The sequence below is a fragment of the Okibacterium sp. AC114 genome (assembly GCF_979253355.1).
On record NZ_CEEDBR010000001.1, the window covers coordinates 1391048 to 1412900 of the forward strand.

The 21853-nt window shown below is 67.8% G+C and carries 19 protein-coding genes; 18 read left to right on the forward strand and 1 reads right to left on the reverse strand.

Annotated features, from left to right (window positions below; genetic code table 11):
* The first annotated feature begins 111 nt into the window (after nucleotides 1–111).
* The 5 genes from ACZ6IE_RS06660 (at nucleotide 112) to hemW (ending at nucleotide 6090) form a co-directional block, all read left to right on the forward strand.
* Nucleotides 112–1257, forward strand: coding sequence for a pyridoxal phosphate-dependent aminotransferase (locus tag ACZ6IE_RS06660; RefSeq protein WP_464607292.1), 1146 nt, complete (start codon nucleotides 112–114; stop codon nucleotides 1255–1257).
* 9 nt (nucleotides 1258–1266) lie between these two features.
* Nucleotides 1267–2229, forward strand: coding sequence for an epimerase (locus ACZ6IE_RS06665; RefSeq protein WP_464607293.1), 963 nt, complete (start codon nucleotides 1267–1269; stop codon nucleotides 2227–2229).
* Nucleotides 2230–2337: 108 nt separating this feature from the next.
* Nucleotides 2338–4188: a translation elongation factor 4 gene (lepA, locus tag ACZ6IE_RS06670; RefSeq protein ID WP_079727444.1), complete on the forward strand. Its 1851-nt coding sequence runs from the start codon at nucleotides 2338–2340 to the stop codon at nucleotides 4186–4188.
* A gap of 1 nt (nucleotide 4189) precedes the next feature.
* On the forward strand, nucleotides 4190–4864 hold the full coding sequence (locus tag ACZ6IE_RS06675) for a DUF1990 family protein (RefSeq protein ID WP_464607294.1): 675 nt from the start codon (nucleotides 4190–4192) through the stop codon (nucleotides 4862–4864).
* Nucleotides 4864–6090, forward strand: a complete 1227-nt coding sequence (hemW, locus tag ACZ6IE_RS06680) for a radical SAM family heme chaperone HemW (protein WP_464607295.1) — start codon at nucleotides 4864–4866, stop codon at nucleotides 6088–6090. Before ACZ6IE_RS06675 ends, hemW begins: the two co-directional genes overlap by 1 nt.
* 87 nt (nucleotides 6091–6177) lie before the next feature.
* Here hemW and ACZ6IE_RS06685 read toward each other — a convergent pair whose 3' ends face one another.
* Nucleotides 6178–7119 carry a DUF4870 domain-containing protein gene (locus ACZ6IE_RS06685; protein WP_464607296.1) on the reverse strand — a complete coding sequence of 314 codons (942 nt, stop codon included), beginning with the start codon at nucleotides 7117–7119 and terminating at the stop codon, nucleotides 6178–6180.
* 148 nt (nucleotides 7120–7267) lie between these two features.
* On the opposite strand from ACZ6IE_RS06685, the gene hrcA reads away from it, so the two are divergent.
* The 13 genes from hrcA (at nucleotide 7268) to ACZ6IE_RS06750 (ending at nucleotide 21838) form a co-directional block, all read left to right on the forward strand.
* Entirely contained in the window at nucleotides 7268–8305 is a 1038-nt protein-coding gene (gene hrcA, locus ACZ6IE_RS06690) for a heat-inducible transcriptional repressor HrcA (RefSeq protein WP_464607297.1), read from the forward strand.
* 123 nt (nucleotides 8306–8428) lie between these two features.
* Entirely contained in the window at nucleotides 8429–9538 is a 1110-nt protein-coding gene (gene dnaJ / locus ACZ6IE_RS06695) for a molecular chaperone DnaJ (protein ID WP_464607298.1), read from the forward strand.
* Nucleotides 9539–9549: 11 nt separating this feature from the next.
* Nucleotides 9550–10281 carry a 16S rRNA (uracil(1498)-N(3))-methyltransferase gene (locus ACZ6IE_RS06700; RefSeq protein WP_464607299.1) on the forward strand — a complete coding sequence of 244 codons (732 nt, stop codon included), beginning with the start codon at nucleotides 9550–9552 and terminating at the stop codon, nucleotides 10279–10281.
* A 99-nt stretch (nucleotides 10282–10380) separates the two neighbouring features.
* The gene (locus ACZ6IE_RS06705; protein ID WP_464607300.1) at nucleotides 10381–10737 is read left to right on the forward strand and encodes a histidine triad nucleotide-binding protein; all 357 of its coding nucleotides are present in this window, start codon (nucleotides 10381–10383) and stop codon (nucleotides 10735–10737) included.
* 142 nt (nucleotides 10738–10879) lie between these two features.
* The gene (locus ACZ6IE_RS06710; RefSeq protein ID WP_464608597.1) at nucleotides 10880–11890 is read left to right on the forward strand and encodes a PhoH family protein; all 1011 of its coding nucleotides are present in this window, start codon (nucleotides 10880–10882) and stop codon (nucleotides 11888–11890) included.
* Nucleotides 11891–11936: 46 nt separating this feature from the next.
* A complete protein-coding gene (ybeY, locus tag ACZ6IE_RS06715; RefSeq protein ID WP_077053325.1) occupies nucleotides 11937–12398 on the forward strand; it encodes an rRNA maturation RNase YbeY in 462 nt (153 codons plus the stop codon).
* A 1-nt stretch (nucleotide 12399) separates the two neighbouring features.
* Entirely contained in the window at nucleotides 12400–13695 is a 1296-nt protein-coding gene (locus ACZ6IE_RS06720; protein WP_464607301.1) for a hemolysin family protein, read from the forward strand.
* 2 nt (nucleotides 13696–13697) lie between these two features.
* Complete coding sequence (era, locus tag ACZ6IE_RS06725) at nucleotides 13698–14810, forward strand: GTPase Era (protein WP_464607302.1); 1113 nt, start codon at nucleotides 13698–13700, stop codon at nucleotides 14808–14810.
* Between the two features lie 130 nt (nucleotides 14811–14940).
* On the forward strand, nucleotides 14941–16257 hold the full coding sequence (locus ACZ6IE_RS06730; RefSeq protein ID WP_464607303.1) for a sensor histidine kinase: 1317 nt from the start codon (nucleotides 14941–14943) through the stop codon (nucleotides 16255–16257).
* On the forward strand, nucleotides 16254–16961 hold the full coding sequence (locus ACZ6IE_RS06735; RefSeq protein ID WP_464607304.1) for a response regulator: 708 nt from the start codon (nucleotides 16254–16256) through the stop codon (nucleotides 16959–16961). Before ACZ6IE_RS06730 ends, ACZ6IE_RS06735 begins: the two co-directional genes overlap by 4 nt.
* 111 nt (nucleotides 16962–17072) lie before the next feature.
* Nucleotides 17073–17834 carry an ABC transporter ATP-binding protein gene (locus ACZ6IE_RS06740; protein ID WP_464607305.1) on the forward strand — a complete coding sequence of 254 codons (762 nt, stop codon included), beginning with the start codon at nucleotides 17073–17075 and terminating at the stop codon, nucleotides 17832–17834.
* Nucleotides 17835–17936: 102 nt separating this feature from the next.
* Nucleotides 17937–19241, forward strand: a complete 1305-nt coding sequence (locus tag ACZ6IE_RS06745; protein ID WP_464607306.1) for an alpha/beta hydrolase — start codon at nucleotides 17937–17939, stop codon at nucleotides 19239–19241.
* Complete coding sequence (locus tag ACZ6IE_RS06750) at nucleotides 19238–21838, forward strand: phosphatidylglycerol lysyltransferase domain-containing protein (RefSeq protein WP_464607307.1); 2601 nt, start codon at nucleotides 19238–19240, stop codon at nucleotides 21836–21838. Before ACZ6IE_RS06745 ends, ACZ6IE_RS06750 begins: the two co-directional genes overlap by 4 nt.
* The last annotated feature ends 15 nt before the right edge of the window (nucleotides 21839–21853 follow it).

The following is a 21853-nucleotide window of genomic DNA, read 5'->3' on the forward strand; positions in this document are numbered from 1 at the left end:
AAGAATCCACACGCAAGCCAACAGGTAACGATACCAGCGAAAGGGGTTCGCGGCAATTCGTGCAGGCCGCCGCGACACACGCTCGCAACATCCCGCCGATACCTTTGGCTCATGCCGGAAATAGCCTCCCACATCGCCCTCGTTCCGCCCTCGGGCATCCGCGGCCTGTTCGAAATCGCGCTCACGCTCGACGATGTCAATCTGCTGGCGGTCGGCGAGCCCGACGTGCCCGTCGCTCCCCACATCATCGAGGCCGCGCAGGCGGCCTGGGGGAGAGACGAGACCAACTACACGGCCAACGGCGGCCTGCCCGAACTGCGTGACGCGATCGTCGACAAACTCGCCCGCGATAACGACGTCCATGTCGACCGCGAGCAGGTCTGGGTGACCATCGGCGCAACGCAGGCGTTGTTCCAGGCCATGGGCCTCATCCTCGACCCGGGTGACGAGGTGCTCGTGCCCGATCCCGGTTATACGACCTTCTCCATGAACGCGCGCATGCTGGGCGCCGTGCCCGTCGCCTACCCGCTGAGTGCCGAACGCGACTTCCAGCCGGACCTCGACGCGCTCGAGACCCTCATCACGCCCGAGACCAAGGCGATCATCGTGAACTCGCCGTCGAACCCGCTCGGCACGGTGCTTCCCGCCGACGTGGTCGACAAAATCCTGGCTCTCGCGCAGCGGCACGGGCTCTGGGTGATCAGTGACGAGGTCTACGAACGTTTCGTCTATGACGAGCCTCACATCTCGCTGGCGAGCCGCGACACCGACGACCGGGTACTGAGCGTCTTCTCGCTGTCGAAGACCTACGCGCTCACGGGCATCCGGGTCGGCTATCTCGTGACGCCTCCGGGGCTCGCGGCTGTCATGCGCACGCTGCAGGAGGCCATGATCAGCTGCGTGTCGACGCCAGCCCAGCGCGCCGCGATCGCCGCAATCACCGGTCCTCAGGATGCCGTCGACGACGCCAAGAAGCACTATCGCGACAACCTGAAAGCCGCCACCGACCTGCTCGACCGGCGCGGCATCCGCTATCTCGAACCGCGCGGCGCCTTCTACCTCTGGGCGGATGTCTCACATGCGACCCACGGCGACGTCGCCTCCTGGGCCGAACGCTTCCTTCTGACGGAACGCGTGGCCGTGGCGCCCGGCAGTGCCTTCGGTCGCTCGGGCGAGGGCTGGATCCGCATCTGCGTCGCCACCGGGCGCGGCCGCCTGCTGCAGGGGCTCGAGAAGCTTCCCGCGCCCGCCAGCTAGGCTCGCACCATGGCAACTCCTCTTCGCATCGTGGTCGCCGGGGCATCCGGTTTCATCGGCCGCTACCTGGTCGATTCGTTCCGCACCGACGGCTTCCAGGTGGCGACGATCGGGCGAGCGGATGCCGACGCGACCTGGGGTGACGCGGCCGCCATCGCCTCCCTTGTCGACGGTGCCGACGTCGTGCTCAACCTCGCCGGCCGCTCGGTCAATGCGCGCTACGGTGCCGCCCGCCGGGCCGAGATCTTGCACTCCCGCCTCACCACCACGCGTCAGCTGCACGCGGCCATCGAACGCGCCGAGAACCCGCCGCGCGTCTGGCTGAACGCCAGCACCGCCACCATCTACCGCCACGCCTTCGACCACCCGCAGACCGAATCGACGGGCGAACTGGGTGAAGGTTTCTCGGTCGCTGTCGCCCGCGCATGGGAGGGCGCCTTCTTCGAGGGCGATCTGCCCGGCACCCGCCGCGTCGCGCTGCGCATGGCCATCGTCCTCGGGCACGGCTCGGCGCTCGTCCCGCTCATCGCGCTCGCCCGCGCGGGTTTCGGTGGGCCGCAGTACGACGGTCGCTGGTTCGGCACGCCCGGCCGCCGCGCCTCCGGGGTCTACCACGAGCGCCGCGCCACGCACGGCCGACAGATGTTCTCGTGGGTGCACGTGCGCGACGTCGAGCGCATCATCCGCTTCCTCGTCGAGCACGACGAGCTCGACGGGCCCGTCAACGTGGTGTCGCCACATCCCGTCGACAACCGCACGCTCATGCGCATCATCCGCCGCTCCGTCAAGATGCCACTCGGGCTGCCGCTCTTCCGCTGGATGACCGAGCTCGGCGCCTCGGCCATCCGCACCGAATCCGAGCTGCTCCTGAAGAGCCGGTGGGTGCTGCCCGAGCGTCTGACCGCGGCCGGCTATGAGTTCGAACAGCCCGATCTCGACGCCGCCGTGCGGGACATCGTCGGCACCGACTGACGACGGACCGCCCTCCACCGCCACGCGAGACGACCGGCGACGGCACCCGACGCCCACTCGTGGGACAATGGGGCTTCGTCCATCTGTTCTACTTCCCGTGAGGATGTCGTGAGTCCCAAAGCCCTCCGCGCGCAGGAGCCCTCTGCCACTGATCCGGCTTTCATCCGGAACTTCTGCATCATCGCCCACATCGACCACGGCAAGTCCACGTTGGCCGACCGCATGCTGCAGATGACGGGCGTCGTCTCCGACCGCGATATGCGCGCCCAATACCTCGACCGCATGGACATCGAGCGCGAGCGCGGCATCACGATCAAAAGCCAGGCCGTGCGCATGCCCTGGTCGCAGGGCGCCGACACGTTCGCTTTGAACATGATCGACACCCCCGGCCACGTCGACTTCAGCTACGAGGTCTCGCGTTCTCTCGCGGCGTGTGAGGGTGCCATCCTGCTGGTCGACGCCGCACAGGGCATCGAGGCGCAGACCCTCGCCAACCTCTACCTGGCGCTCGAGAACGACCTCGAGATCATCCCGGTGCTCAACAAGATCGACCTGCCGGCCGCCGACCCCGACAAGTATGCCGCCGAGCTGGCGAGCCTCATCGGGGGAGACCCGGCCGACGTGCTGCGCGTCTCGGGCAAGACCGGTATGGGTGTCGAAGACCTACTCGACCGCGTCGTCGAGCGCATCCCCGCACCGAAGGGCGACGCCAACGCGCCCACGCGCGCCATGATCTTCGACTCGGTCTACGACAGCTACCGCGGCGTCGTCACCTACGTGCGCATGATCGACGGCAGCCTGTCGCCGCGCGAGCGCATCCAGATGATGTCCACGCGCTCCACGCACGAGCTGCTCGAGATCGGCGTCTCGAGCCCCGAGCCCATCCCGTCCAAGGGCCTGGGCGTCGGCGAGGTCGGCTACCTGATCACGGGCGTGAAAGACGTGCGTCTCTCCAAGGTCGGCGACACGGTCACCACGCTCAAGAGCCCCGCAACCGATGCGCTCCCGGGCTACACCGACCCGAAGCCCATGGTCTTCTCCGGCCTCTACCCCATCGACGGCGGCGACTACCCTGACCTGCGCGAAGCGCTCGACAAGCTCAAGCTGTCGGATGCCTCGCTCAACTACGAGCCCGAGACATCCGTGGCCCTGGGCTTCGGTTTCCGCTGCGGGTTCCTCGGCCTGCTGCACCTCGAGATCATCACCGAACGCCTCGAGCGCGAATTCGGCCTCGACCTCATCACCACGGCGCCCTCCGTCATCTATGAGGTGCGCACCGAAGACAAGAAGACCGTCACGGTCACGAACCCGTCCGAGTTCCCGACCGGCAAGATCCAAGCCGTGTCCGAGCCCGTCGTGCGCGCCGCCATCCTGGCGCCCAAGGACTACGTGGGCACGATCATGGAACTCTGCCAGTCCCGCCGCGGAACCCTGCTGGGCATGGAATACCTCGGCGAAGACCGCGTCGAGCTGCGCTACAGCATGCCGCTCGGCGAGATCGTCTTCGACTTCTTCGACCACCTGAAGAGCCGCACGCAGGGCTATGCCTCGCTCGACTACGAGCCCATGGGTGAGCAGGAGGCCGACCTGGTGAAGGTCGACATCCTGCTGCAGGGCGAGCAGGTCGACGCGTTCAGCGCCATCGTCCACCGCGAGAAGGCCTACGCCTACGGTGTGCTCATGACCGAGCGCCTCAAGAAGCTCATCCCGCGCCAGCAGTTCGAGGTGCCCATTCAGGCCGCCATCGGTGCCCGCATCATCGCGCGCGAATCCATCCGCGCCATGCGTAAAGATGTCCTCGCCAAATGCTACGGCGGTGACATCACCCGCAAGCGCAAGCTGCTCGAGAAGCAGAAAGAGGGCAAGAAGCGCATGAAGATGGTGGGCAAGGTCGAGGTTCCGCAGGAGGCGTTCATCGCCGCCCTGTCGGGGGACACCGAAGGTAAGGAGAAGAAGTAGCGTGCGTCGCAGCAACTTCGTCGACCTGCCCGTGAACTACGCGGCCGTCGGCGCCACCCAGGCAGCAGACCTGATGCAGTACCCGCCTGAGGGTTTCGTGCCGAGCGAGTCGTCCATCCGCCTGGGCAGCGGCGAGCAACGATTCCACACGGCCGCGGCTCAGCTGCTCACGTGGGGCGTGCAGCACGCCTCGGGCATCACGGTGAGCGACATCCACGTCGATGAGGGCGCCCAGTACGGCGGAATCCGTTACGCAGAAGACGGTTCGGCGCTCGAGCCCATCCACGCGGCCAGCGAGAAACGCTTCGGGTCGGATGGCTCGCCCTACATCGCCGCGGGCACGACGGCGCATCTGCGCGGCAGTGTCGACGGCGCGCACGTCGACGCCCGCATCCGTGTCGTCTATGTGGTCGAGGAGCCGACGCGTGTCGCCTTCGCCTACGGAACCGTCGACGCCCACCCCGTCTCGGGCGAGGAGTCGTTTCAGCTCGAACACCGCGACGACGATTCGGTCTGGTTCACGGTGCGCGCCTTCACACGCCCGCTGACGCTGACCTACCGCCTGCTGCCCGTGCTCGACCGCCGTCGCCGCAAGCGCCTGACGCAGGCCTACCTGCGCGCTCTCTCGCCCGCATTCCCCTCGGCGCCGCCCGCGTCCGCCGCTCAGGGTTCCTAGTGGCCGGAGCGTTGCCTCTCGGCGACCCGGCCCCGGCCGACGGACTGCTGCCCGTTTCGGCGGCGGCCGGTTCGGGTGACCGACCCTTCGGCATGTACCTCCACGTGCCCTTCTGCCGCGTGCGCTGCGGTTACTGCGACTTCAACACCTACACGTCGGATGAGCTGCGCGGAGCGAAACGCACCGACTACGCGGGTCAGGCCGTCGATGAGGTGCGGCTGTCGGCACACGTGCTCCGCGAGTCCGGCGTCGCGCCGCGCCCCGTGTCGACCGTCTTCTTCGGGGGCGGAACCCCGACCCTTCTGCCGGCGGCCGACCTGGCCCTGATGCTCGCCGCCGTGCGCGACGAACACGGCTTCGCCCCCGGGGCCGAGGTCACCACCGAGGCCAACCCCGACTCGGTCGATCGGGACTACCTCGCCACCCTGAAAGAGGCGGGCTTCACGCGCGTGTCCTTCGGCATGCAATCGGCGGTGCCGCATGTGCTCGCCACGCTCGAGCGCACACACGACCCCGAACGCGTTCCGCTCGTCGTCGCCTGGGCGCGCGAGGTGGGCCTGCAGGTGTCGGTCGACCTCATCTATGGTACGCCCGGCGAGACTCTGGCCGACTGGGAACGCTCGATCGACCAGGCCCTGGCGACGCAGCCCGACCACATCTCGGCTTACTCGCTCATCGTCGAGCCGGGCACCAAGCTGGCTCGCCAGATCCGCTCGGGTCAGGTGGCCGAACCCGACGAAGACCTGCAGGCCGACATGTACGACCTCGCCGACGGGCGCTTCCAGGATGCGGGTTACGGCTGGTACGAGGTGAGCAACTGGTCAACGGGCCACGACACCCGCTCGCGCCACAACCTGTCCTACTGGACGGGCGCCGACTGGTGGGGCATTGGCCCCGGAGCCCACTCGCACGTGGGTGGCGTGCGCTGGTGGAACGTGAAGCATCCCGCCGCCTACGCAGGCCGCATGGCCGAGGGATCCTCACCGGCCGCCGGGCGCGAAACGCTCGACGACGACGTGCAAGAGATGGAACGCATCATGTTGGGCGTGCGCATTGCTGACGGTCTCGACATCCGCTCACTCGCGCCCGAGGGTCGCGTGGCCGTCGCCGGGCTCATCGCCGACGGTTTCGTGGATGCCGCAGCCGCCCTGCGCGGACACCTCGTGCTCACTCGTCCCGGCCGTCTCATGGCCGACGCGGTCGTCAGGCGCCTGACCGACTACTGAGTGAAGCTCGGCTGACGCCCGCGTGTTTCTCAACGGCAGAAGGGCCGCCCCGAGTGGGGCGGCCCTTCTGGTCGAGCTGGTGTCGCGCTACTTGATGAGGCGCAGCGAGAACGGGTAGCGGTAGCTGCCGCCCTGCGTCACGCGCACGCCACCGATGATCGAGAAGACCAGGTTGACGACGTAGAGCGCACCCTGCAGCAGGCCGAAGATGCCCGCGATGCCGTAGGCACCCGTTGAGTAGAGGATGGCCTGGATGATGCCGATGACGATCGACAGCGCGATGTAGCCGATGAGGAACGTGATCTGCCAGTTCAGCGCCTCTTTCGACTCTTCGCGCACGCGCGGGCCGCGGTCCTTGAAGACGAGGAAGATGATGAGCGAGGGCAGGAGCCACAGCACGCCGAGGAAGTGCGAGAGGCTGGCCCACAGCTTGTCATCGGCGGGGGAGAGGGGCTGGGGGCCGTAACCGGGCTGCCCACCGAACTGCGGGGGAACGGGGCCGCCGGGGCCGCCGTGCTGGCCGGGCTGGCCGTATGGCTGACCCGGCTGCTGGCCATAGGGCGGCTGGCCCTGCTGGCCGTACTGTCCGGGCTGGCCCTGGGGCTGACCGTATTGTCCGGGCTGGCCCTGGGGCTGACCGTACTGTCCCGGCTGGCCCTGAGACTGACCGCTCGGCGCACCGAACGGCTGCTGCGGGGACTGCTGGCCATAAGGAGCACCCTGCGGCGGCTGACCGAAGTGACCGGGCTGGGACTGCCCGGGCTGCGACTGCCCCGCGGGTGCACCGAAGGGCGGCTGGCCAGGCTGCTGGCCGTAGGGCGAACCGGGCGCCTGCGGCTGCTCGGGTGCGTGAGGCTGCTCGGGCGCCTGCGGCTGCGAGGGCTGCTGCGGTTGTCCGTACGGTGAAGCGGCCTCGGGCTGGCCCGGCTGGCGGCCCGCAGCGCTGCCGTCGATCGGTGGCACCGGCGCGCCGTTCGACGCGTCGTCGGGTTTCTTCTCGGCCGGGTCTTGCCCGTGTGCATCAGTCATGCCCTCAAAGTAGCGCCTCGCGGTGCCGTGCGGCAATTGGCCGAGCCGAGGTTACGGAGGTAGAATTGGCACTCTGAGCAAACGAGTGCCAACCGGCCCGCCGCCCGATGCGGCCGAGCGACACTGCCGACACCGAGGGGAGTAGCCGATGCCATCCGATCGCGGTCTCGAAGTCCTCCGTGCCATCGTGCAAGATTATGTCGCCAGCCGTGAGCCGGTCGGGTCGAAAGCCATCGTCGAGCGTCATTCGTTCGGCGTCTCAGCGGCCACCATCCGCAACGATATGGCGCAGCTCGAAGACGAAGAACTGATCGTCGCCCCGCACACCTCGTCCGGCCGAGTGCCGACCGACAAGGGCTACCGCCTGTTCGTCGACCAGCTCGCCGATCGGCGCCCGCTCTCGGCCGCGCAGCGTGAGGCCATCGAGGCATTCCTCGGGCAGTCGGTCGGGCTCGACGATGTGCTGTCGCGCACCGTCCGTCTGCTCGCTCAACTCACCAACCAGGTCGCGATCGTGCAATACCCGTCGTTCGCCAGGGCCCAGGTTCGGCACATCGAGCTCGTCTTCCTCGCCGACCACCGCCTGCTCGTCGTGCTCATCACCGATAACGGCCGGGTCGAGCAGCGCGTCGTCGAGTCCCCGCTCGTCACGCTCGAGACCGACGTCGAGTCGCTCAAGCAGCGCTTCAACCAGGCGGCCGTCGGCATCGGTGTGGCGGATGCCGGGGCGGCACTCGAGCGACTCGCCAACGATGCGCGTCCCGACGAGGCCCCGCTCATCGCATCCATCGTCGCCGCCCTGATCGACCAGCTCTCGGCCTATCGTCAAGATCGGCTGGTGATGGCGGGGGCCGCCAACCTGGCTCGCACCGAAGAGGACTTCTCGGGCAGCATCTATCCCGTGCTCGAGGCGCTCGAGCAGCAGGTCATCCTGTTGCGCCTGTTCGGCGAGCTGCAGGCCGACCCGTCCGGCGTCGCGTCGTCGAGCGTCATCGCGCGCATCGGGCAGGAGAATGCGTCGTTCGGTCTGTCCCAGACTTCTATCGTCACGAGCAACTACCGTTCCTCTGCGGGCGAACTCTCGCGCCTCGGCGTTCTCGGACCGACGAGAATGGATTACTCCAACAACATCGCCGCGGTTCGCGCGGTGGCCCGTTATCTGTCCCGGCAACTCGGCGACGGCTGACCCCCTCTCTTTCTGCCCCACACTTTCTGCACCACACTTTCTGCACCACTTCTCGACCTCATTACCCTCTGAACATTTCCCGGCCCGGAGACCCCTCCGACCGGGATCGACGAAAGGCCTTCGGTGGCTGACCACTACGACGTACTAGGCGTGTCGCGCGACGCTTCCCCCGACGAGATCAAGAAGGCATACCGCCGTCTGGCGCGTGAGCTGCACCCCGATGTGAACCCGGCGGCCGAGGCCTCCGAGCGGTTCAAAGACGTCACCCACGCCTATGACGTGTTGAGCGATCCGCAGCAACGCGAGCGCTACGACCTGGGCGATCAGGGCGGCGCCGGTTTCGGTGGCGCGGGCGGCTTCGGCGGTTTCGGCGACATCTTCGACACGTTCTTCGGCGGCGGTGGCCAGCAGCGCGGCCCCAAATCGCGCCAGGAGCGCGGTCAGGACGCTCTGCTCCGCGTCGAGCTCGACCTCAGCGAGGTCATCTTCGGCACACACCGCGACCTCGAGGTCGACACGGCCGTGCTCTGCGAGACCTGCCAAGGTTCGTGCTGTCAGCCCGGCACGTCTCCCGTGACCTGCGACATCTGCCACGGTTCGGGCCAGATCCAGCGCCAGGTGCGTTCGCTGCTCGGCAACGTCGTCACGTCGGCGCCCTGCGGCACCTGCCGCGGCTACGGAACCGTCATCCCCGCGCCGTGCGCCACCTGCCAGGGCCAGGGTCGCGTTCGCGCGCGCCGCACGGTTCCCGTCGACATCCCCGCCGGCGTCGACACGGGCCTGCGCCTGCAGATGCCCGGCTCGGGTGAGATCGGCCAGGCGGGCGGCCCCAACGGCGACCTCTACCTCGAGATGAAGGTGCGACACCACGACATCTTCAGCCGCGACGGCGACGACCTGCTGTGCACGCTCGAAGTTCCCATGACCGACGCCATCCTGGGCACCGAGACGACCGTGCCCGCGCTCGACGGAGATGTGCCGCTCGAGGTGCGCCCGGGTGTGCAGTCGTCCGAGGTGCTCACCATCAAGGGCCGCGGCATCACCAAGCTGCGCGGTTCGGGTCGCGGTGACCTGCGCGTCGGCATCCATGTGGTCACGCCCACGAAGCTCGACCACAAGGAGCGCGAGCTCATCAAGTCGTTCGCGTCGCACCGCAAGCAGTCGGGCCCGAAGCTCGGACAGTTCCAGCAGGGGCTGTTCCAGAAGCTGCGCGACCGCTTCATGAACGCCTAGCGGGCACCGATATGAGCAGCCTGTTCCTGCGGGAGGATCTGACCGAGGCGCCCGTCGGCGAAACCGTCGAATTGACGGGCGCCGAAGCCAAACACGCAGCAACCGTGAACCGTGTCCGCGTGGGCGAAACGGTCAGCGTCGGCAACGGCGCGGGGCTCCTGGCCACGGGCGTGGTCGAGGCGTCGAGCCCGTCGAGCGTCGTCATCCGTGTCGAGCACTCAGAGCGGGCGGATGCCGCGACCCCGGCGCTCGTGCTCGTGCAAGCCCTGGCCAAGGGCGACCGTGACGAGCGCGCCGTTCAGGCCGCGACCGAACTGGGCGTCGACGCGATCGTCCCGTGGTCGGCCGAACGCAGCATCTCCCGCTGGGACGCGCAGAAGGCCGAGAAGGGGCGGCAGCGCTGGCAGACCATCGCCCGCGAGGCGACCAAGCAGTCGATCCGCTCCTGGTTGCCCCAGGTCGAACCGCTGCAATCGACCGCTCAGCTGGCGGAACGCGCCTCCCGAGCGCTCGTGCTCGTGCTCGACCCCCGCGGTGAGACCACCCTCGCCGAGACCGACCTCCCGTCCGATGGTGAAATCGTCATCGTCGTGGGTCCCGAGGGTGGTGTGTCGCCGGCAGAACTCGACCGGATGGCGTCGGCGGGGGCTCGCATCGTGCGTCTCGGGTCGACTGTCCTGCGCACGTCGACGGCCGGTCCCGCCGCCCTCGCAGTATTGAATGTGCGGCTCGGGCGCTGGTGACGATGGCCGTGATGTCGGCTCATCGCCCGCACCACGCTGAGAGCGAACCGATCTGTGGATAACCGCTTCGTCGGGGCCGTGTTTCTTTAGACTGGAACCATGTCCGATTCTGAACGCTCCATCTTCGCCCGCATCGTATCTCGCGAGATTCCGGCCACGATCGTGGCTGAAACCGATCGTGTGATCGCGTTCGAAGACATCGCGCCGAAAGCGCCCGTCCACGTCCTGGTGGTGCCGAAGACCGAGGCCTACCGCAACGTCACCGAGTTGGCGGCCGCCGAGCCCGACCTCCTGGCCGAATTGGTCGAGGTCGGCTCACGCGTCGCCGCAGAGCGCGCAGGTGGCGACTACCGACTCATCTTCAACACCGGCGAAAGCGCCGGTCAAACCGTCTTCCACGTGCACGCGCACGTCCTCGCGGGAGACCTTTCGGAGGGCTCACTTGCCACATTCTGACGATTCGTCCCGTTCGGCTGACGCCCAGGCCACGCCGAACACGCCCGATACGTCCGTCGACGCGACGCTCGTGTCCGCACCCGGAGCCGGCGATGCCGCCGGCACCCACGTCGACCGCCATCTGACTATCGACGGCGTCGCAATGGTGCGTCTGCTGGGCCCGCAGGATCGACTGCTATCGACGATCGAGAAGCAGTTCCCCGGCGTCGCGGTGCACGTTCGCGGCAACGAGGTCACCCTGAGCGGCGACCGCGCCGAGGTGAATCAGGCGGCCGCGCTCGTCGATGAGCTCATCTCCCTCGTGAAGAACGGCCTCGACCTCGACCCCGAGGGCGTGCGATCCTCGGCCAAGATGCTCGACGAGGGCCAGAGCCCGTCCGATGTGATGAGCCAGGCCATCCTGTCGTCGCGCGGCAAGACCATTCGTCCGAAGACCGCCGGCCAGCGCGATTATGTCGAGGCCATCGACGAGAACACCATCACGTTCGGCATCGGCCCGGCCGGAACGGGTAAGACCTACCTGGCTATGGCCAAGGCCGTGCAAGCGTTGCAGCGCAAAGAGGTCACGCGCATCATCCTCACTCGCCCGGCGGTCGAAGCCGGCGAACGCCTCGGGTTCCTGCCCGGCACTCTGACCGACAAGATCGATCCCTACCTTCGGCCGCTCTACGACGCGGTCAACGAGATGATGGACCCCGAACTCGTGCCCAAGCTACTCGCAGCCGGCACGATCGAGGTCGCGCCGCTCGCCTATATGCGTGGTCGCACGCTCAACGATTCGTTCATCGTGCTCGACGAGGCTCAGAACACCACGCCCGAGCAGATGAAGATGTTCCTCACGCGCCTCGGGTTCGGGTCGAAGATGGTCATCACGGGCGACGTGACGCAGGTCGACCTGCCCACCGGTTCGTCGGGCCTGCGACTCGTCACGCGCGTGCTGCGTGAGATCGACGACATCCATTTCGCCGAGCTCACGAGCGACGACGTCGTGCGGCACACGCTCGTCGGCCGCATCGTCGATGCCTACAGCGAATATGATCAGACGAAGCAGGCCCAGCGCTTCGAGCGCGAGCAGGCGGCCGAGTTCGCCAATCGGGCCGAGCGTCGAGGTGCACCTCGAGACCGGCAACCGCGCCGCGGTAGCGCTTCTTGAGAGGCGTCTGCCCATCACACCCCCATACTCCTGAAAGGCCCCGTGCGTGAGCATCGAGATCAACAACGAGTCACAGATGCCCGTCGACGAGGCTGCCCTGCTCCGGCTCGCCACCTATGCGTTCCAGGCGATGCACGTCAACGCCGAGGCCGACCTCAACATCGTGCTCGTCGACACGGGGGCCATGGAACAGCTGCACGTGCAGTGGATGGACGAGCCCGGCCCCACCGATGTGCTGAGCTTCCCGATGGATGAATTGCGGCCCGGCACCGAAGACAACCCGACGCCCGCCGGCCTGCTCGGGGACATCGTTCTGTGCCCGCAGGTCGCCGAGTCGCAGGCCGACGACGCGGGGCATTCGACGACGCAGGAACTCGTATTGCTCACCACCCACGGCATCCTTCATCTGCTGGGCTTCGATCACGCCGAGCCCGACGAAGAGCGCGAGATGTTCGGCATTCAGCGCGACATCCTGATCGGCTTCGCCATGCAAGAGCGACGCGGTTGACATGCCGGTAGCCCTCTTCATCACGGCGGCCTTCCTCCTTGTCGCCTTCGCCGGTCTCATGGCCGCCGTCGATGCCGCTATCACGGTGCAATCGCGCGCCGACATCGCCGACCTGGCGCTGCATTCGCGGGCGAAGAGATCGCTCACCGCCATCGCCGACGACCCGGGGCCCCACCTCAACGCCGTCAACTTCGTACGCATCACGGCCGAGACGACGGCGGCCGTGCTCGTCACCCTCGTCTTCTCGTTCACGATCGACGAGTTGTGGATCGCGCTCGTCGTGTCGGCCCTCGTCATGACGGTCGTGTCGTTCATCCTGGTGGGCGCCAGCCCGCGTGGGTTCGGGCGCACGCACGCCGGTGCCATTCTCACGGTCGCGGCGCCCGTCGTGCGATTCGTGCGTGTCGTGCTCGGGCCGCTTCCCAACGCCCTCGTCGCCTTCGGAAACCGGGTCACACCGGGTGTGTCGCGCAACCGGTCGTTCTCTAGCGAGCAGCAGCTGCTCAGCATGGTCGACGAGGCAGCCGAGCAAGATGTCCTCGAAGAAGACGACCGCGAACTCATCCACTCGATTTTCGAGTTCAACTCGACCGTCGTGCGCGAGGTCATGGTCCCGCGCACCGACATGATCACCATCGAAGACGACCTCACGGTCGACCAGGCCATGAGCGTCCTGTTGCGCACGGGCGTTTCTCGTGCCCCCGTCCGCGCGGACGAGATCGACGATGTCATCGGCATCCTCTACCTGCGCGATCTGGCGCGGGCGCTGCACGAGGGCGGTCCGACGTCGGGGGAGCGCATCGCGAGCGAGTTGGCGCGTCCACCGCTGTTCGTTCCCGAATCCAAGAAGGCCGACGCCATGCTGCAGCAGATGCAGGCCGAGTCGAACCACCTCGCCATGGTCATCGACGAGTACGGCGGAGTAGCCGGGCTCGTCACGCTCGAAGACCTCATCGAAGAGCTCGTGGGTGACATCTCCGACGAATACGATGCCAACACCGACGAGGTCACCGACCTCGGCGATGGACGCTACCGGGTCGACGCGCGGCTCGCCGCCGACGAGGTGGGCGAACTGTTCAACATCGAACTCGACGACGACGACGTCGACTCCATCGGCGGCTTGCTCGCAAAGACGCTCGACAGACTCCCCGTCCAGGGCTCGCAAGCCACCGTCGGCGGGCTCGTCATCACCGCAGACCGCACCGAGGGGCGACGCGGTCGCCTCACAACCGTCATCGTCGAACGCACCGACGCCCTCGCCGACGTGCAAGCGTCGTTCGACCAATCAAAGGAGTGACCGTGGACAACGGCACCGCAGACAACGCAGCAGACAACACGACCGGCATCGTTCCCGACAGCTCGGCATCGGGCACATCCGGCCACGCCGAAGCGGCCGACGCCAACGAGGCTGTCGTCACCGAGACTGCCGTCACCGAGCCCGCGGCGGCGTCCGACGAGTCGCACGATAAGAAGGTCCGCAAACCGCGAGGCGGCACCAGCGAGCCGCAGCGCGACGAGGTCGAGGGCGACTACCGCGCCGGGTTCGTGTCGTTCGTCGGCCGCCCCAACGTGGGCAAGTCGACCCTGACGAACGCGCTCGTCGGGCAGAAGGTGGCCATCACATCGTCGAAGCCGCAAACCACGCGCCGCGCCATCCGGGGCATCGTGCACCGCGAAGACGGTCAGCTGATCGTGGTCGACACCCCCGGCATCCACCGCCCCCGCACACTGCTCGGCCAGCGCCTCAACGACCTCGTGCAGTCGACCCTCGGTGACGTCGACGTCATCGGCTTCTGCATCCCCGCCACCGAGAAGCTCGGCCCCGGCGACCGTTTCATCAACGAGCAGCTCGACGGGTTCCCCCGGGCCAAGAAGGTCGCGATCATCACGAAAGTAGACGCGTCCTCGAAGAAGAACGTGGCGGCCCAGCTGCTCGCCGTGCAAGAACTGCGGGAGTGGGACAGCATCATCCCCATCTCGTCGGTCGAGGGCACCCAGCTCGACGTGCTCGCCGCCGAGCTGGTCTCACTCATGCCCCGGTCAGAGGCGCTCTACCCCGAAGAGGCCGTCACCGACGAGTCCACAGAGGACCGCGTCGCCGAGTTCATCCGCGAGGCGGCGCTCGAGGGTGTGCGCGACGAGCTGCCGCACTCGCTGGCCGTCACGATCGACGACATCGTGCCACGAGAAGGCACCGACCTGACCGATATCTACGCCAACATCTTCGTCGAACGTGACAGTCAGAAGGGCATCATCATCGGTGACCGGGGATCGCGACTGCGTGACGTGGGTGAACGCGCCCGCGCCCAGATCGAACCCCTCGTCGGCACGCGGGTCTTCCTCTCCCTGCGCGTGAAAGTGGCCAAGGAATGGCAGCGCGACCCGAAGCTGCTCGGGCGTCTCGGCTTCTAGCGCCGGCGCGGCAGCGGGCGTCAACGGCGCAGATCTCACCCGGCACCACGGCATGTCATTCATCCATCGGGAGGACCATGTTCGGCCGCGGGCAACACCTCCCGTGCCCGCACCCCGTAACGTGGGAAACATGTTCCGCCCCCTGACGACCACCCAGAAGTGGGTCGACGGCATCATCGCTCTGTTCTGCCTGCTTCTCGGGCTGGGCTTCACGGCGCTCATCGGGCAGCCCACCCTCGCCTACGTGGTGTTGCTCGGCATGGCCGTGTCGCTCGCGTTGCACCGGGCATCGCCAGGACTGGCCCTCACGCTCGCCTGGCTCACGGCCGTCGTCCAGATGCTCGGCATGGTCAGTCCGCAGGTCAGCAACATCGCCATCCTCGTGGTGCTCTACTCGACCGCGTCACTCGGCAGCCCACGCGTGCGCTGGCTCGGACTCGTCTCAGCACTCGGCGGGGGCATCATCGCGGCCGCCTACACGTCCCTCCTCATCATCGGCGCCGCAACCACACCGGGTGCCGGCGGCCTCGTCAGCGTCCTCTTCGACCCCGACCAGCAAGCCCAATACACGTTCACCACCGCCGTCGGCTCGGCCGCCGGCATCTTCGTGCTCACCCTGTCGTGGGTGCTCGGTCTGCTCGCGCGCACGGGCCGCGAAGCACGCGCCGCCGGTTACGAGCGCTACGTCGCCCAGCAGCTCAACGTGCAAACGCAGCAAGAGGTCATCGTCGAGCAGGAACGCAACCGCATCGCGCGCGATATGCACGACGTCGTCGCCCACTCGCTCGCGGTCGTCATCGCCCAAGCGGATGGTGCACGTTATGCCCGTGCATCCGACCCGACCGTCGTCGACCGCTCCCTCGAAACCATCTCGTCGACGGCGAGGGAAGCCCTCGGAGACGTTCGCGTGCTGCTCGCAGAATTGCGGCACCGACAGACCGACGGCCCCCAGCCGATGATCGCCGACATCCCACATCTCGTCGAACAGATGCGGAGCGCGGGCCTGGATGTGCGGCTCGAATCGGTCGGAACCCCGGTCTCTGTCGTCACCGGGCACCAGATCGCGGTCTATCGCATCGCGCAGGAGGGGCTCACCAACGCGCTCCGCCACGGGGCCCCCGGAACGCCGGTGTCAGTGCGTTTCGACTGGCGCGCGAACGGCGTCGTGCTCAACATCCAGAACGCGGTGACGGTGCCGACCGCCCCGGCCGGCCGCGACGACATCCGCACCGGCAGCGTCGCCACGGTCACGGGTCACATCGCTCCGCCGACCTCGCCGACCGCCCCGCGCGCCATGCCCTCCGTCGGCCACGGCGTGCCGGGCATGCGGGAACGAGCCACCCTCGCGGGCGGTCGCCTCGACGCGCGCGAAGTCGCCCCCGGTGTCTTCCAAGTCACGGCCTTCATCCCGGCGGCCGCCCACACCCCCTCGAACGGAATCCGATGAGCCTCACACCGCCCGCCTCACCCTTCGGCGGCCAGCCCGACGGCCGCATCAGCGTGGCCCTCGTCGACGACCAGGCCCTCTTCCGGGCCGGCATCCGCATGCTCATCGAATCGCAACCCGACCTCGCCTTCGCCGGTGAGGCGGGCGACGGCCGCGCGGGGCTCGCCCTCATCGCCGAGACCCGCCCAGACGTCGTCCTGATGGACGTGCGCATGCCGGTCATGGACGGCATCGAGGCCACGGTCCGAGCACTCGAAGACGCCGCTCGCAGCGGTTCGAAGGCCCCCAAGATCGTGGTCCTGACCACCTTCGACCTCGACGAGGGAGCCGCTCACGCGCTGCGCTCGGGTGCCAGTGGATTCCTCTTGAAAGACACGCAGCCGCCGTTCCTCCTCGCCGCCATCCGCACGGTGCACGCGGGCAACGCGGTCATCGCGCCGGGTGAGACGCAGGCCCTGATGAAACACCTGATGGGCGACGCCCCCAAACCGCAGCCGCCGGCAGAATTCTCGCAGCTCACGGCGCGCGAACGGGACATCTTCCTGCTCGCCGCCAGGGGCCTCTCGAATGCCGAGATCGCGTCGACCGAATTCCTCAGCGAATCGACCGTGAAGACGCACATCTCGCGCGTTCTCGCGAAGCTCGGCCTGCGCGACCGGGTGCAACTGGTCATCTTCGCCTATGAGCACGGCCTCATCGCGTAGCCGTTCCTCGAGGGCTCACCCGACGCATCGCTCAGGAATCGTCCTCGGGGCCCACGGGCGATAGACCGCCCGGACGACGCGGCACCCGCTCGACCTCCCTAGCGTTGAAGCATGACCTTCACGACACTCGACATGGGCCTCGCCGCCCGCGTGACCAACGTTTCGAAGCGCTACGGCCGAGGGGACGGCGCGGTGCTCGCGCTCGACGACGTCTCCATCGGCGTACGCCGAGGCCAATTCACCGCCATCATGGGCCCGTCGGGCAGCGGCAAGTCGACGCTCATGCACATCATGGCCGGCCTTGACCAGCCCACGACGGGCGAGGTCTGGCTCGGCAACACCGAGATCGGACGCCTCGGTGACTCCGAGCTGACCGTGCTGCGGCGCCGGCGTATCGGTTTCGTCTTCCAGTCCTTCAACCTCGTGCCCACGCTCGATGCGCGCGCCAACATCATGCTGCCGTTCGACCTCGACAAGCACACGCCCACGACCGAGGAACGCGCCTGGATCGACTCGCTCACCGACTCGCTGGGCCTGACGGGCCGTCTCACGCACCGCCCCCACGAGATGAGCGGCGGCCAACAGCAACGCGTTGCCATCGCCCGTGCCCTCGCATCACGGCCCGACCTGATCTTCGCCGACGAGCCCACCGGCGCCCTCGACACCCGCACGAGCCGGGAGGTGCTCGACCTGCTCTCGCGAGCCTGCGTCGAATATGGGCAGTCGATCGCCATGGTGACGCACGATCCGGTGGCGGCAAGTTATGCCGACCGCATCGTCTTCCTCGCCGACGGCCGGATCGTCGACGAAATGGCGGGCGCGAGTCCTGAGCAAATCTCGAGTTACATGCTCGCTATGGAACGCGCGGAGTGATGCCCCCGACGCCCCGGCAACTTCCCATCCGGCTCCCATTCCGCCTCCAGTCTGGCGCGCCCGTGTGCTGCCATACTCGATCTGGTTTCGGAAAGGACGACCATGATCGACTGGCTGCAGGCGGTTCGCATCGACCATCCGAAAGTGCTCTTCGCGGCACTGGGCGTAACGGTCGTCCTGCTCGCGATACTGCTCGTACGGCCACACGTCCGCCGGTGGATCGTGCCCACACTCGTGGCCACGGTTGCAGCCGCCGGCGTCGGCATCCTTCTGGTCTGGCTGGTGGGCGATGTGTGGGATGTCTTCGACTACACCTTCACGGCCACCTTCCGCCTGTGGGTCGCCCTCATGCTGGCCGGGGGAACCTTCGCGGCCATGAGCTTTCGCCACACGAAGCTCTGGCGCAAACTGGTGGCGGTGGCGGCCATCCTCTCGATAGCCGCCACCTCGGCCCTCTTCATCAATGCGGACTTCGGTGAGTACCGCACCATCGGCGACATCTTCACCCCGCGCGAGGTGCCGGCCCTGTCGCTGCCCCGTGAGGCCCCGGCCGGGGCAGCGGATGTCGCGACTCCCGGGTTCGCTGCCGCCTGGACGCCACCCGGTGACATGCCCGCGACCGGTTCCGTGGGAGAGATCCGAATCCCGGCCACCCTCTCGCATTTCGACGTGCGTAATGCCGTCGTCTACCTGCCCCCGGCGGCGAGGGTCGCGGCGCCCCCGAAGCTGCCCGTCATGGTGATGCTCTCGGGCCAGCCGGGCGCCCCGGACGACCTCTTCGCGAAGGGCGGGCTCGCTCACGCGCTCGACACCTATGCGGCCGCGCACAAGGGTCTCGCGCCCATCGTCGTCGTGCCCGACCAGTTGGGTGCACCCGAAAAGAACCCCATGTGCGTCGACTCGCCGCTCGGCAACTCGGCCACCTACATCACGCAAGACGTCACCTCCTGGATCCAGGCCAACCTGCCCGCCACGACGGACCACCGCTACTGGGGCATCGGCGGGTTCTCGCAGGGCGCCACGTGCACCACGCAGTTCGGCCCCGCGCATCCGGAGCTTTATCGCACGTGGTTCGATATCGCCGGCGAACAGGCGCCGACGATCGGCGACAACACGGTCCGGGATGGTTTCGGCGGCTCGCAGTCGGCGTACGACGCAGCAAAACCGGCCGCCATCTTGGCCAAGAACGCGCCCTATCAGGATGTCGCGGCCATTGTGGGCTACGGATCCCTCGACACCCGGCTCGGCCCCGAGACGCAGGCGGTCGAGGCGGCCATGAAGGCCGCGGGCGTGTCGACGACCGAGATCGTGTCGCCCGGCACCGCGCACGACTGGAACACCGTGACCTACATCTTCGGCAAGGGCATCCCCTTGCTGGCAGAACGACTGGGATTGAAGACAGAATGAGCGACGACATCCACCGAACGGTCCCGTCGGCTGACACACGGCCCGCCGCGCCCGCACAGCTCGGCGAGCCGGGACCGCCATCGCGCGCGACCCGGGTGTTCACCGGCATCGGCCGCTGGGCCCGCCGCCGCCCGGTGACGATCGTGCTCACGATCGTGATCGCCGCGCTCAGCGTGTCCGGCTTCGCCTCGTCGACCTACGGCTGGGGCTGGGACATCCTCGCCACCGGCCAGGACGACGTCTTCGTCGAGCACCACTGGTGGGGCATCTTCACGGCGTTCCTCGCCGCCGACGGATGGCCGTCGCTCATCGCCGTCGTGCCCCTCCTGCTCGTGGTCGTCGGTGAATCCGAACGCCTGATGGGCACCTGGCGCGTCCTCGTCGCCTACCTGGGGGGAAGCGCAACCGCGGCCCTGCTCGGTTTCGCGATCAGCTATGCCGAGCGCACGGTGCTCGAATATGTCCCCTTGAGCGCGGCGTCGGTCGACACCCTTTCGCCGGCGACGGGTGTCGTGTGCGCCGCGATGGCCGCGAGCGCTTTCACGGGCGCGTTGTGGCGGCGTCGCATCCGCCTCTTCGCGACGCTCTTCGCCGTCACCCTCTTTCTCTATGCCGGGGGAGCGGGCGACCTGTTCGCGCTCCTGGCCGTCCCCATCGGATTGGGCATCGGTTTCCTGCTGGGCGGCAGCCGGTCCCGCCTCAGGCTCGTGCGCAGCTCTCATCACGAGACGCGCGTGCTGCTGGCATCCATCGTCGCTCTCGGCGGTGTCGGTCCGATCCTGGCCGGCCAGATCGGCACGGGTGACGGCCTGTTGTCGCTCTACGGGGCCTTGTCCTTCGACCCGGTGTCGAGCGCCGACGGGGTGTTGTGTGCGCTCGGTTCGGCGAGCGCACCCTGCTCGTCGACGGCAGATTCGTTGCTCGACGCGCATTCGGCGGTCGCCCTCATCTCGGTGTTTCCCATGCTGGCGATGCTCTTCATCGCGTGGGGTGTGTTCCTCGGCCGACGCGTCGCCCTGTGGTTGGCGGTGGTCGCAAACGTGCTGCTGAGCGGCGCCATCTCCATCTACTTCGGCCTGACGCCGGCCACGCTCCCGCAGCTGTTCCCGACGATCAACGAGCTCGACACCGCGATCGACCGTCGCGCCCTGGTGTCGTTCATCGTGTGTGCGCTTCTGCCCCTGGCGGTTGCGCTTCTCCTCATCGTCATGCGCCGTCACGTCGCAGTGCGATCGACGCGCACGGCAGTTCGGCGTTTCGTCGCGACCATCCTGGCGGGGGCTCTCACGGCGGCGGCCCTCTCGTTCGTCGGCACCTGGATGCTGCGCGATCAGTTCCGTCCCGCCGTCTCGGCTCTCGACATCCTGAAGGAGCTGCCGCTCCGCCTCGCGCCGCCGTCGTTCGTGGTGTCCGACGGCCTCGGGTTCATCCCCGTCACGCCGTGGGCCGACCTGTTCTGGTACGGCCCGTCGATCCTGTTCGGCCTGGTTCTCGTGGCCGCCGTGGCCCGTCTCGTGTTGTCGCCCTCGGCGGTTCCCGGCACCGACGATCGCCTGCGCGCCCGGGCGCTCCTCGAACAGGGCGGCGGCGACACGTTGGCGTTCATGTCCACGTGGCCGGGCAACAGCTTCTGGTTCGACGGCGAGGTCAGGGCGGCCGTCGCTTATCGCGTGCGCGGGGCCGTCGCCGTCACCACGGGCGGCCCGTTCGGCCCCGACCACGACGATCCGGCCGTCATCCGCCGCTTCATCCGCTTCTGCGGCGACAACGGCTGGACGCCCGCGTTCTACGGCATCGACGACCGCTCGGTGTCGGCCTTCGACGATCTCGGATGGCATCGCCTCGAGATCGCCGAAGAAGCCATCGTCCTGCCGCAGCAGTGGTCGACCACGGGCAAGAAGTGGCAGGACATCCGCACGTCGATCAACCGCGCGGAGCGGGCCGGCATCGTCGCCGAGTGGACCTCGTGGCCCGAGATGTCGTTGTCGAAGAGGTCTCAGGTGCAGGCTATGTCCGAGGCCTGGGTGGCCGATAAGGAGTTGCCCGAGATGGAATTCACGCTCGGCGGTTTCGACGAACTGGCCGACCCCGCCGTGCGCATCATGCTGGCCGTGGACGGCGAGGGTCAGATCGAGGCGGCCACGAGCTGGTTGCCGTCATACGGCGCCGACGGCGTGATCGGCTACACGCTCGACTTCATGCGGCGCCGCGCCGACGGCATGAACGGCACCATGGAGTTCTTGATCGCCAAGTCGGCGACCACCATGCAGGTCGAGGGCATCCAGTTCATGAGCCTGTCGGGCGCGCCGCTCGCCAAATCGGGCGGTGGGGGACACGCGGATGGTGAGGCATCCACCATCGCGCGCCTGCTGGACTACATCGGCACCTCGCTCGAACCCGTCTACGGCTTCCGCTCGCTGCTGAACTTCAAGCGCAAGTTCCAGCCCACGTTCGTGCCGCTGTGGCTCGTCTACCCCGACGCCGTGCATCTGCCGGCCATCGGCGTCGCGCTCGTGCGCTCCTACATTCCCGAGCTCTCGGTCGCGGATGCCGCACGCTTCGTTCGTGACATGCGCGAGCCGCGCGCCGTGGTGTAGCCTGAGCGGGTGTTG